This is a genomic window from Veillonella magna (assembly GCF_959600285.1).
GTDB lineage: Bacteria > Bacillota > Negativicutes > Veillonellales > Veillonellaceae > Veillonella_A > Veillonella_A magna.
Genome location: NZ_CAUGKU010000003.1, coordinates 39,067 through 51,868 on the forward strand (window position 1 = coordinate 39,067; position 12,802 = coordinate 51,868).

The following is a 12,802-nucleotide window of genomic DNA, read 5'->3' on the forward strand; positions in this document are numbered from 1 at the left end:
TAATTATATTTAATGTTATTATATATAGTGGTAAAAATAGACATCTGTGATATAAAATAATAAGCTAGACCTCCCATGATAGCGACTAGAAGCCCGGTCTGTCGAAGGGCATTCTGCATCGCTATCATGGGAGGTCTTTTTATATAAGAAGGGGGCATAGCTATCGTAGTAGGTCTTTGTTATTCTAAAGAGGGAGGGTGTTGCATCGCTATCGTATTAGGTCTTTTATTTCTCGCCTCTTTTGCATTATAATAAAAAGCGTATATGAGATTTAATTGGCTGGTGGCAGTAGTTTCTGTACTACGGGTAACATGCGTGTCGATGGGAAAGGCTATCTGTACGGCAGTTTGTTGTGGTGTAATAGGTGTTGCTATCAGTTGTAATGTACGATACATGGGAAATAAGAGTCGGCAGTATCCGGATGAGAGTGCCGAAAGAGATTACGAGGTGGATGAAATGATTACACAAATTATACCAAGTTATACGTTTGGTGGATTCGATGCCTATGAAGCGGTGCCGCAGATTGTTGCGCCGTATGGCACAAAGGTGTGCTTCGTTGGCGGCGAAACGGCATTGCGTATAGTAGAGCCCATGCTGCGTCCCATTATGGAGAAAGCAGGTTTTACGATAACGGGTAGCGTTATGTACGGCAAGGAGTGTACGGTGGCTAATGGTCGTGCGTTGGCTATGCGCCCTGAGGTTCAGACGGCGAATATGATTTTTGCTATTGGTGGCGGCAAGGCTATTGATACGGTAAAAGTCATTTGCGAAGAGCCGACGCGCAAGCCTTTCTTTACATTCCCTACCGTAGCATCTACCTGTGCGGCTTTATCGAAAGTGTCCATTGTATATACCGATGACCATGTATTTGAAGAGGTGCGTGAGAATACGTATCCGGCGGTACATGCTTTCATTAATAGCGATATTTTGGTCGCCGCACCGACACGTTTTGTGTGGGCCGGAATGGGTGATACGGTGGCTAAACATTTTGAAAGTCATTTTTCTGCTCGCGGTCGTGAAACGGATTACGAAACACAAATGGGGTTAGCTTTGTCCTCTATGTGTGTGGACCCGATTATTAAAGGCGGTGCAGCAGCGATGAAAGCCGCCGAAGCTCAGGTGCGCAATGCAGCTTTTGATGCGGTGGCTATGGCGATTATTGTTAGCACCGGACTTGTGTCGGGCATGTTGGCGGAAGAATATAACAGTAGTGTGGCACATGCGCTTTGCTATGGTTTGACTACGCAACCGGCTGTGGAAGAGCATCATTTGCACGGTGAGATTGTGGCGTACGGTGTGCTGGTATTGCTCACGATGGATGGTCAACGGAGCGAACGAAACGAATTGATGAAGCTGTATCGCGCTATCGGGTTACCGACGCGATTACAGGATCTGGATATGACAAGGGACATGTTACCACCTGTCATTGCGCGCGCCCTGGAGGTACCGGATGCTAAAATTGCACCGTTTACCGTAACGGCCGAAGGATTAAACGAAGCCATTGAAGCATTGGAAGAAGCAAATTAGGTGGGAGGATTATGGTGCAAGAGATCGTAGTAGGCGGTTTGTATCGTCATTTTAAAGGCATGTATTATTACGTATCGGATATTGCGATTCACTCGGAGACGGGGGAACCCTTTGTAGTGTATCAACAGCTTTACGGTGAACGAAAGACATACATTCGTCCGTTGGCTATGTTTGCCAGTGAAGTAGATCATGATAAATATCCGCAGGTAACACAGAAGGAACGGTTTAAACTGATGAGTGGCCGTGACGAATAAGTCGGGGAGGCGAAATGAAACAAAAATTTTTCTTTTTTGATATAGATAATACACTGGCTGTATGGCCGGACGGCTGTATCCCGGACAGTACCATGGATACGTTGCGCCGATTGGAAAAGGCGGGACATCGGGTGGCACTGGCGACGGGGCGTCTGCAGGCAGATGCAAAGCGTTTTGCGATTATGGCCGAGCTCGGTGACTTCGTTGCCGATGGCGGTCGCAGCATGACGGCGGAGAATGAAATTGTCTATATGGAAGGCATGGATCGTGAAATGTGTTTGGCCTATTTGGCACAACTTGATGCAAAGGGATTGCACTGGGCGGTAACGGATACCAATGAATTGCGTCGTGTTACTCCTTATGAAGACGTATTGAATTGGCATCCGTCATGGGATGTGTTTACTACGGTACATCAAGCGGACTATGATTACCGCAGGACGGAGCAGTTTTATAAAATCTATGCGTTCATGACGCCGGAGGAAGAAACGCAAAGCGGCGTGGTACATATGACAACGGATCTTATTCGTTACGGTGAAAACTGTATTCTGTTTGAGCCGATGGAGAAGGCGCGCGGTGTACGAGCCATGCTGGCGCATTATGGAATGGAAGACACGGCGGCGGTCGTATTCGGTGATGGTTATAATGATTTGTCGATGTTCTCGCCTACGTGGCTGAACATTGCTATGGGGAACGGACGTCCGGAACTCAAGGCCGCAGCGGACTATGTTACCGATGATTGTTATCATGATGGCATCTACAATGCATGTAAGGCGTTCGGTTGGATTTAAAAAATGTCTTCAAGCAGACAGTATGTAGGTTGCTTGTTACGGATAATTAAATATGCTATAATGAAATGTCAAAAGCCGCTCATGGTTGTGAGCGGTTTTATTCTATATCACTAGGAGGAGTTATGAAGCTACAAAGATGGATGGCTTGCCTCGCCCTCAGTGCGGTGCTGTTTGTTACCGGCGCTTGCGGTAATGCACCGGCCGAACCGGCAACGCCTTCGGCAGAGCCAAAAGCGACGGCACCGACCTTTGACAGTACGCCCGTGAAGGATCATTACGCCGTGGTCACGACGAACATGGGAACCTTTAAGATACGGCTGTTTGGGACGAAGACACCGATTACGGTGAAGAACTTTGACAGCTTGGTAACCAAAGGGTATTACAAGGATTTGACATTTCATCGTGTTATTGACGGATTTATGATACAAGGCGGGGATAATAAAAAGGGTGGTCCCGGCTATGAGATTCCCGATGAATTTGCTAAGGATTTGCATTTCAATGCTATGGGCGTGGTGGCTATGGCCAATCGCGGTCCCAATACGGGCAATGCGCAATTTTTTATAACCTTGGCACCTACACCGTGGTTAGATAATAAGCATACTATTTTCGGTACGGTTGTACAGGGAATGGATGTGGTAGAAAAAATAGGCAAGGTACCTACGGATAGTCACGATGCACCGAAAACACCGGTGGTGATTCAATCGATTACCTTGGAGCCTATGCCGGATGCCAATCCTTCGAAATAGGAGGGCGTATGGAAACAGGTACGAATGCATATTACACATATATGGTAGAATGTGCCGATGGGTCCCTCTATACGGGATGGACCACGGATTTGGTGCAACGGGTGAAGGCACATAACGGTGAGATTCCCGGCGGTGCTAAGTACACGCGGTCGCGACGACCGGTTAAGCTGGTTTGGTATACAGCCTTTGAACGTAAAAACGATGCACAGTCTATGGAGGCACAGGTAAAGCGGATGGTGCGCGATCAGAAAAGAGCACTTATTGCGGCGTTTCAAGCCGAGCAGGCAACCGCAAAATCCGCGGACGGCTAGTGTAAAATGCATATTATCTATGGTATAATAAAACGATAATAGACTTTTGCTATATATTTTCTGGGAGGCAATGATGAAGCGTGTAATGGTGGCTGTAAAGAGCGTGCAACGCGATATAGCCGGTGAAGATACGGTAATTGAATTGGTCTCGCCGGGAAAGTATTACGAGCGCGGCGGCGTTAAGTATATTCGTTATGAAGAAAGCGAAGTTACCGGTCTCGAAGGAGTGCAGACGACGATAAAGGTATATCCCACGTCGATTGTGCTTTTACGCAACGGTAAGGTGACCATGCGACATTACTATGAATTGGGTAAAGAGCGGGAGTCCGAGTACAAGACGCCGTTTGGCAATTTAAAAATGGTTGTTAACACCCACGAGCTGACTACGGATATTACCGATGGTATCGGACGAGTTCATTTGGGCTACGATATATCGGTAGGCGGCGATTGGCAATTTTATAATCAGTTGGATATAGAGTTACGGGAGGATGCAGAGTATGGAAATGAAGGACGTGCTGAAACAGGGCATTGAAGCGGCCGTTGAAAAAGCGTTGGCTGACGGCAAGCTGCCGGCAGGCACCTATCCGGAAGTAGTGTTGGAGGTTCCGCCACAAAAAGAATTCGGCGATTTTTCGACAAATATCGCTATGCAGTCGGCGCGTGTAGCAAAGATGAATCCGCGTGCCATTGCGGATACGCTGATTGCCAATATGGATTATCCGTGGCTTGATAAGGCAGAAGTAGCCGGTGCCGGCTTTATCAATTTCTTTGTGAAAAGCGACATGGTATATGATAGCTTAAAAGCAGCGTTGTTAGCCGGTGAAAATTATGGTAACGCACCGTTGCGTGAAGAAGATACAGTACAGGTAGAATATGTCAGCGCAAATCCGACGGGGCCGCTTCATGTAGGTCACGGTCGCGGTGCTGCTTACGGCAGTGCATTGGTGAATTTGCTTCGCGCCGCCGGATATAATGTAAGCTCCGAGTACTATATCAATGATGCGGGCAAGCAAATCGACAATTTGGCTAAGTCCGTAAATGCTCGTTATTTAGAATTGTTAGATATGAAATTCGAATTTCCGGAAAACGGCTATCACGGCCAGGATATTGTAGAAACGGCGCAGTCCATCATCAACTGGCGCGGTGATTTCTTCGCAATTATTCCGGAAACGGATCGGTTGCCGTTCTTCCGTGAGTTCGCACTGACGGAAAAATTGAATGCTTTACGCGTTACGCTGCGTAAATTCAATGTAGAATTCGATAAATGGTTTAGCGAACGCCAGATTCATCGCGATGGCGAACTTAAAGAAGCCGTTCAGTTCTTAAAGGATACCGGCGACGTATATGAAAAAGATGGCGCATTGTGGCTAGCATCTACACGTTACGGCGATGATAAGGACCGCGTAGTTATTCGTGAAAACGGCGAACCGACGTATTTGGCGGCCGATATTGCATACCACCGCAACAAATACGAACGGGGCTATAAGAAAATGATTAATGTGTGGGGTGCCGATCATCACGGCTATGTAGCCCGCGTTAAGGCAGCTATGCAGGCATTCGGCTACAACCCGGATAATCTGGAAGTGCTTTTACTTCAGATGGTAGCACTCTATCGTGACGGCGAAATGGTGAAGATGTCAAAACGTACCGGTCAGGCGATTACGCTGGACGAATTAATGGAAGAAGTTGGCGTTGATGCGGCACGGTATTTCTTCCTTATGCGCTCTTTGGACAGCCAGCTTGATTTTGATATTAACTTGGCGGCATCTAAGAGTAATGATAATCCGGTATACTACATTCAATATGCGCATGCACGTATTCACAGTATTTTCAATCAAGCGAAGGAAGCAGGTATCAGCTACGGTGATTGGGAACATACTTCTTATGATAGCTTGACTGCCGACATCGAATTAGAATTGATTAAGAAATTGGCTGCCTATCCGGAAGAAATCGCACAGTCGGCGTTGCATCGGGCACCGCATCGCATTGCGCGTTACCTCTATGATTTAGCAAGTATGTTCCACTCCTTCTACAAACAAGGACGTATCATGGGTGTAGAACCGGAACTGCAGCAGGCTCGATTGGGTCTTATCACGGTTATTGCAAATGTATTGAAACACGGTTTAGGCGTATTGGGCATTTCGGCGCCGGAAAAGATGTAAATTGGGAGGAACCATGGCAACTAAGTATATTTTCGTAACAGGCGGGGTTGTATCTTCATTAGGTAAAGGTATTACGGCAGCATCCTTGGGACGATTGTTGAAGAATCGCGGATTTAATGTAACCATTCAAAAGTTCGATCCATATATTAATATTGACCCGGGAACGATGAGCCCTTACCAGCATGGTGAAGTGTTTGTTACCGATGATGGGGCCGAAACCGACCTTGACCTCGGTCACTACGAACGCTTTATTGATATTAACCTCGGTAAAAGTTCTAATGTGACGGCAGGTAAGGTGTACTGGTCCGTTATCAATAAGGAACGTAAAGGTGATTACTTGGGAAGTACTGTACAGGTAATTCCTCATATTACCAATGAAATTAAACAGAACGTATATCGCGTAGGTAAGGAAGATAACGCCGATGTAGTTATCACCGAAATTGGCGGTACCGTAGGCGATATTGAAAGCTTGCCGTTCCTCGAAGCCATTCGCCAGGTTAAAAAAGAAGTGGGCCGTAATGACGTACTCTATATTCATGTAACCTTGGTACCGTACATTAATGCGGCCGGTGAATTGAAAACGAAACCGACGCAGCACAGTGTTAAAGAATTGCGCAGCATTGGTATTCAGCCGGACATCATAGTATGCCGTACGGAAAAGACGATTTCCAATGAAATGAAAGAAAAGCTAGCTCTTTTCTGCGACATCGATCCCGATGCAGTTATCGAAAATCAGACATGCAGCACTATTTATGAAGTGCCGTTGATGATGCAAGAAGAAGGCCTGGACAGTATCGTTGTGAAGAAGCTTGATTTACCGGATCGTCCGGCGGATATGGAAGCTTGGAAGAAGATGGTTGACAAGATTCTTAATCCGAAGAAGGAAATCAACGTAGCTCTCGTAGGTAAATACGTGGCGCTTCACGATGCTTACCTCAGCGTGGCGGAAGCGTTGACTCATGCAGGTATTGCGGAAGATACAAAGGTAAATATTAAATGGGTGGATTCCGAAGAACTGGAAGAAGACGGCGTAGATGTAGCTGCATTCTATAAGGATGTAGACGGTATTGTCGTACCGGGCGGCTTTGGCTATCGCGGCGTGGAAGGTAAGATTCGCACGATTCAATATGCTCGCGAAAATAAGGTGCCGTATCTTGGCTTGTGCTTGGGAATGCAGACGGCCGTTATGGAATTTGCTCGTCACGTAGCAGGTCTTGAAGGCGCCAGCTCTACAGAGTTTGAAGACGGTACAAAGTACGGCGTTATCGATCTTATGCCGGACCAAGTAGATGTGGATAAGAAGGGCGGTACGATGCGTCTCGGTCTTTATCCGTGTAAGACTACAGCGGGTACGAAGGTACGCGAAGCCTATGGGGAAGATCTTATTTACGAACGTCATCGTCATCGCTATGAATTCAATAATGAATATCGTCAGCTTTTAACGGATAAAGGTCTTATCATCAGCGGTACTTCGCCGGATAATCGTTTGGTAGAATGCGTAGAAATTGCCGATCATCCGTGGTTTGTAGGGGTACAGTTCCATCCGGAATTGAAATCTCGCCCGACTAATCCGCATCCGCTTTTCAAAGGCTTTGTAGAAGCGGTGTTGAAGGTGTCCGGTAAGTAATGAAGCGCACGGTTGGAGGATCAAGGTACCAGCAAATCGCAGTGGATGTGGCCGGTAAAATTGCGTCCGGTGATTATGCTCCGGGAGATCGCATTTTTGCTCGATCGGCGTTATCGGTGCAGTACGGTGTTTCGCCGGAGACGGCGCGCCGGGCGATTGCGTTGCTAGCTGATTTAGGAATTGTAGAGGTTATTAAAGGAAGCGGCTGTACGGTTGCTTCCCGAGAAAAAGCGGAAGCGTTCCGCCGTCGCTTCAACGATTTTACTTCTGTCAGTACCTTGTGGCAAAGCTTTGATGATGAAATTGATACACAAATTGCCGGCTTGCAGCGATTAAAGGAAACAGCCGGTAAGCTTAGCGAACATTTGGCACATTATCAGCATACAAATCCGTTACAGCCATTACATATGCGGGTTACCGAAGGATGTCGCTACTTGGGCGAATCTATTGGTACTATCAAGTTGTGGCAAAATACGGGCGTGACTATTGTGGCTATTCAATCGGAAGGAAAGATGATCATATCGCCGGGCCCTTATGCAACATTGACGGCCGGTGAAGAAATATTCTTTGTCGGTCCCGAAGACTCGTGGCAACGATTGCATCATTTCTTATATAATGATATGCCTACCCGTAAGAGCAGACAATCTGAAGATAGTGATACGATACAACAAAATATATAAAGGGGTGTAAGTAGATGTAACCCCAAAATGTGAAAGCGGTTTGAAGATATAAAAGTATCTTCGAACCGCTTTTCTAATGCCTACTTAAAGAGAGTGCTTTTGACAAAGAAACATCTTAATGATATAATAAGGTTGTTACTTTTTATGACAGCTGTAAGGATATGTGTAGATTGTGATAAGGTACGACAGTGGCCATAGAGAAGGTGGCTACATACGTACTTTTTTATTTATTGAAAGAAACAACTTATATTTTATATTGAGTTGTTTAAGAGGAGCGCGATGTTTTGCGGGTGTTGATGTTTTACAGGTGTTGATGGTTTGAAAACAGCAATGCTTTGAGAATATAGACGTTTTACATATGCTAACATTGATATTTAAATATACTAATACAATTAATGTAGATAATAGGTTGAAGACATAACGTATAGTCGGCAATGGTTTATCAAATGAGTATGAACATAGTATGCGTATTTAGTAACCATTGTAATACATACAGTCGTACACGGCATAAATAAGAGGAGGTCTTATATGATTGAATTTAAAAGTGTAGCAAAGCGCTATGGCAAAAAAGAAGTATTACACGATATTAGTTTAACGATTCCCGAAGGGGAAATCGTATCGATTATAGGCGGCAGTGGTTGTGGTAAGACAACGTTGTTGAAGATGATTAACCGATTAATCCCCATTACATCCGGAGATATTGTGGTGAACGGCACAAGTGTTCATGATTTACAGCCCGTAGAATTGCGCCGGAAGATTGGCTATGTTATTCAGCAGACCGGGTTGTTCCCGCATATGACGATTCGTCGTAATCTTGAATTGGTAATGGATTTACATGCTATACCTAACAACGGTCGGGAGGAAACCATTCGCAATATGATGGATACCGTAGGGTTAGCTCAGGACTTATTGGATCGGTATCCTATCGAATTATCCGGTGGGCAGCAGCAACGTGTGGGAGTGGCGCGAGCGCTCATTGTAGATCCGGAAGTTATTCTTATGGACGAACCGTTTTCGGCTATTGATCCGATTACGCGAGTATCTTTACAGGATGAATTACGCAGTCTGCAGGATACGGTAAAAAAAACAATCGTCTTCGTTACGCATGATATGGATGAAGCGATTAAGATTTCCGATCGTATCTGTTTGTTGCGCGAAGGGTACGTAGAACAATATGATACACCGGAAGCAATTTTGCGCAATCCCGCTACGGCGTATGTAGAAAGCTTTATCGGGAAGAATCGCATTTGGAATTCGCCGGAATTCATTAAAGCCGAAGACATTATGATAGAGGCCGATAATTTATGTACGCCTACAGATAGCTTGGTGCGATGCATACAAAAAATTAAAGCCATGCCACAGGACTTTCTGATTGTAGTAGATAAGTACAGCCATAAGTTCCATGGATTGTTGAATGCCCGTATGATTCGTGAACAGGATGACTTACATAAGACGGCTGCGGATATTATGAAACAGCCGAAGGCCGTTGCTCATGTAGGCGATTCGTTACCGGATGTGCTTAATACCATACGCCAACTTCATCGTCCCTATATGATTGTGCTTGACGATAAGGAATGCCTGGCCGGGATTATTACCCAAAGCAGTTTGGTGGCAACTATGGGTAGTCAATATATTGATGAAGAGGAGGTTGTGTAATCATGGACATATTTAATTATATGCTACAGAACTCCTCACAGGTGTGGTCACTTCTGTTGGAACATATTCATTTAACAGCCGTATCCGTAGGACTGGCAATTTTGGTAGGTGTGCCGCTGGGGATTTTAATTAGCTATGTTAGGCCATTAAATAAACCGGTGTTAGGCTTTACGAATCTCATTCAGGCTGTACCGAGTATGGCACTTTTAGGCTTTGCCATTCCTCTTCTCGGTATCGGTACCATTCCTGCAGTAGGTGTAGTGTTCTTATATTCATTGTTGCCGATTGTAAAAAATACATATATCGGTATCAGCCAGATTAATCCGCAAACCATTGAGGCCGCTAAAGGGATAGGAATGACGCGGGCCCAGATTTTGTTTAAAGTACAAATACCGTTAACCTTGCCCGTGTTGATGGCAGGGGTGCGCATCTCGGCAGTAACCGCGGTAGGCCTTATGACGATTGCCGCCTTCATCGGGGCCGGTGGCTTAGGTTTCTTGGTGTTCAGTGGGATTTCTTCCGTTAATAATGGAATGATTATGGCCGGAGCGGTGCCGGCTTGTATCTTGGCGCTCCTCATCGATTGGGTGTTGTCTGCCGTAGAATCATTGGTAACACCAATCAGTCTGCAGCCGGGAGTATTAAAAAATAAATCTGCCTTAATTACGTCCCGCCGGTATAAGAAAGTTATCGTCGGTGCGGCGGTGGCCTGTCTTGTAGTAATGTTTGGCAGCGCAGCCTACAGTAGTTTTTTTAAGGACAGCAATGTATTGCGCATAGGCAGTAAGCAGTTTTCCGAACAGTTGGTATTAGGAAACATGCTGGCTGAAATGATTGAGAAAAATTCGGATATAAAGGTAGAGAAACATTTAGGGGCCGGTGGTACGCAGGTATTGTTTAATGCTATGCAGAAGGGTGATCTGGATGCGTACATTGAGTATACCGGTACCGTGTATGTAGATGTGTTAAAGCATGCGCCGGAAACAGATGCAAAACTTGTATACGATACGGGACGTGAAGAGATGGCAGCCAAATATAATATGGCGTTACTCGACGCAGCTCCGTTCTCCAATACATACACCTTAGCAGTACCGAAAAGTGTAGCTGCCGAATATAATTTATCAAAGCTGAGTGATTTGCGTCGAGCCGGACGTTTCCTTAATGCCGGGACTACGTTGGAGTTCTTAAATCGTGCGGATGGCTTAAAAGGATTAGAGCAAGCCTATGACTTTACCTTTAATAGTGCCAAAGGGATTGACGGGGCAACTCGTTATGTAGCTTTGGAAAACGGTCGCGTACAGATTGTTGATGCATTTAGTACGGACGGGCTTCTTAAGAAATATGATTTAACTGTCCTGGAAGATGACGCGTCCTTCTTCCCGCCGTACTACGGTGTGCCGGTAGTTCGTCAGGACATATTGGATACGCATCCTGAATTGAAAGATATTATTAATAAAATGACTGCAAAATTGGATACAAAGACAATGCAGGATCTTAATTATCAGGTTGATGTGGAGCATCGCGATCCAAAGGATGTGGCACATGATTTCATTGTTAAGGAAGGCTTAGTACAATAAAATATATAAACAAAGAACGACAAGGTATAGTCTTGTCGTTCTTTGTTCATAAGGGATGGATTATGATGAAAATATAACTTATCATATAGATTTCATAAGTAACGAAATGATAGGAAAATCTTTTGTTTAGCTCGATTATGAAAAAATATATTGATTTTTTTCTGTAGTTAGGGTACTATATACATGTAATCAATAGTAATTATTGATTGTTATTTATTATCAATTATAGCGTATATAGATTATAAGTAAGCAGCAAAAGTTACAGTCGCTGTTTACGGTGTAATGAAAAGGAGATGAAAACATGGCAATTATCGGCAAAGAATTACCGGAATTTAGTGTACAGGGTTTCCGCAATCCTGATGTGGTTACCGTAACTAAGGCTGATGTTATCGGCAAATGGAGTGTGTTCGTATTCTACCCAGCTGACTTCACCTTTGTGTGTCCTACAGAACTGGAAGACTTGCAGTCCCATTATGAAGAATTGAAGGATATGGGCGTAGAAGTTTTCTCCGTATCCGTTGACTCCGAATTCGTTCACAAAGCATGGGCCGATGCATCCCCGAACATCGCCAAGATTCAGTATACTATGTTGGCCGATCAGAAACATGAATTGGCTGACTTCTTTGAAACCTTCTCCGAAGAAGAAGGTCGTGCGTACCGCGGTAGCTTTGTAGTCGATCCGGAAGGTCGTGTACAGACGGCGGAAATCCATAACATGGGTATCGGTCGCAGCGCCGACGAGTTAGTGCGTAAAGTACAGGCAGCTCAGTTCGTAGCTAAGCATGGTGACCAGGTATGTCCGGCTAAGTGGAAACCGGGTAAGGATACCTTGAAACCGGGTCTTGATCTTGTAGGCAAACTATAATATAAAATAACGAATAGCGAACTTCTTAACAGTTAGATTGTATCCCTTTTCCTCAAAATAGCGGCGGTGTTCCTCGGAGCATCGCCGCTTGCCGTATGTGGATAGTTTCGTAGGTGGGGAATAGAATTTAAAAATGGTCCTGTCTATATTCCGTTATCGAGAGAATTCCTATATTGATTTATTTAAATTATTAGATTTATGGAAAATTTTATTATATAATAGCGTTACAGGTAAGTATCAGGTTAGTAGGAAGAAGGAGTTTGGATTTATGGAAGTGTCATATGAGCGGTTGGCTACAATTTTTAAAGCGCTAAGTGATGAAACAAGATTGCATATTATCGACATGCTCTCTTGTAATGAATTGTGTGCATGTGATATCTTGGCAAGCTTTAATTTATCGCAGTCTACGTTGAGTTATCACATGAAGATTTTAATTGATGCCGGTGTGGTAAACTCACAGCGCAACGGATTATGGACGCGCTATTCCATCAATGAAGAAACCTTTGGTGAATTGGTGCGTATCATTCCCGAATTATATCAAACAAAGGATGAATGCATTTGCGCCCAGATTAAGTATTGTCGGTTAGAGGATAAACCGGAGTAATTACC

Annotated in this window: 13 protein-coding genes; all 13 read left to right on the forward strand. The window is 44.8% G+C overall.

Features of this window, described 5'->3' with window-relative positions:
- The first annotated feature begins 264 nt into the window (after window positions 1-264).
- The 13 genes from Q5873_RS02625 (at window position 265) to Q5873_RS02685 (ending at window position 12,797) form a co-directional block, all read left to right on the forward strand.
- Window positions 265-1,527, forward strand: coding sequence for an iron-containing alcohol dehydrogenase family protein (locus Q5873_RS02625; RefSeq protein WP_303059133.1), 1,263 nt, complete (start codon window positions 265-267; stop codon window positions 1,525-1,527).
- Between the two features lie 14 nt (window positions 1,528-1,541).
- Entirely contained in the window at window positions 1,542-1,781 is a 240-nt protein-coding gene (locus Q5873_RS02630) for a DUF1653 domain-containing protein (protein WP_028254437.1), read from the forward strand.
- 14 nt (window positions 1,782-1,795) lie between these two features.
- A complete protein-coding gene (locus Q5873_RS02635; RefSeq protein ID WP_303059134.1) occupies window positions 1,796-2,569 on the forward strand; it encodes an HAD family hydrolase in 774 nt (257 codons plus the stop codon).
- Window positions 2,570-2,691: 122 nt separating this feature from the next.
- Window positions 2,692-3,315, forward strand: coding sequence for a peptidylprolyl isomerase (locus Q5873_RS02640; protein WP_028254439.1), 624 nt, complete (start codon window positions 2,692-2,694; stop codon window positions 3,313-3,315).
- 8 nt (window positions 3,316-3,323) lie between these two features.
- The gene (locus Q5873_RS02645) at window positions 3,324-3,626 is read left to right on the forward strand and encodes a GIY-YIG nuclease family protein (protein ID WP_051245597.1); all 303 of its coding nucleotides are present in this window, start codon (window positions 3,324-3,326) and stop codon (window positions 3,624-3,626) included.
- Window positions 3,627-3,699: 73 nt separating this feature from the next.
- Window positions 3,700-4,158, forward strand: coding sequence for a YwiB family protein (locus Q5873_RS02650; RefSeq protein ID WP_028254440.1), 459 nt, complete (start codon window positions 3,700-3,702; stop codon window positions 4,156-4,158).
- Window positions 4,124-5,788, forward strand: coding sequence for an arginine--tRNA ligase (gene argS / locus Q5873_RS02655; RefSeq protein WP_303059135.1), 1,665 nt, complete (start codon window positions 4,124-4,126; stop codon window positions 5,786-5,788). Before Q5873_RS02650 ends, argS begins: the two co-directional genes overlap by 35 nt.
- A 13-nt stretch (window positions 5,789-5,801) precedes the next feature.
- Window positions 5,802-7,415: a CTP synthase gene (locus Q5873_RS02660; RefSeq protein ID WP_303059136.1), complete on the forward strand. Its 1,614-nt coding sequence runs from the start codon at window positions 5,802-5,804 to the stop codon at window positions 7,413-7,415.
- Window positions 7,415-8,095: a GntR family transcriptional regulator gene (locus Q5873_RS02665; protein WP_303059137.1), complete on the forward strand. Its 681-nt coding sequence runs from the start codon at window positions 7,415-7,417 to the stop codon at window positions 8,093-8,095. The genes Q5873_RS02660 and Q5873_RS02665 overlap by 1 nt, the downstream gene beginning before the upstream one ends.
- Window positions 8,096-8,623: 528 nt before the next feature.
- Window positions 8,624-9,751: an ABC transporter ATP-binding protein gene (locus tag Q5873_RS02670; protein ID WP_303059138.1), complete on the forward strand. Its 1,128-nt coding sequence runs from the start codon at window positions 8,624-8,626 to the stop codon at window positions 9,749-9,751.
- A gap of 2 nt (window positions 9,752-9,753) precedes the next feature.
- Entirely contained in the window at window positions 9,754-11,328 is a 1,575-nt protein-coding gene (locus tag Q5873_RS02675; RefSeq protein WP_303059139.1) for an ABC transporter permease/substrate-binding protein, read from the forward strand.
- Window positions 11,329-11,629: 301 nt separating this feature from the next.
- The gene (ahpC, locus tag Q5873_RS02680) at window positions 11,630-12,193 is read left to right on the forward strand and encodes an alkyl hydroperoxide reductase subunit C (RefSeq protein WP_028254445.1); all 564 of its coding nucleotides are present in this window, start codon (window positions 11,630-11,632) and stop codon (window positions 12,191-12,193) included.
- A gap of 268 nt (window positions 12,194-12,461) precedes the next feature.
- Window positions 12,462-12,797, forward strand: coding sequence for an ArsR/SmtB family transcription factor (locus Q5873_RS02685; protein WP_028254446.1), 336 nt, complete (start codon window positions 12,462-12,464; stop codon window positions 12,795-12,797).
- The last annotated feature ends 5 nt before the right edge of the window (window positions 12,798-12,802 follow it).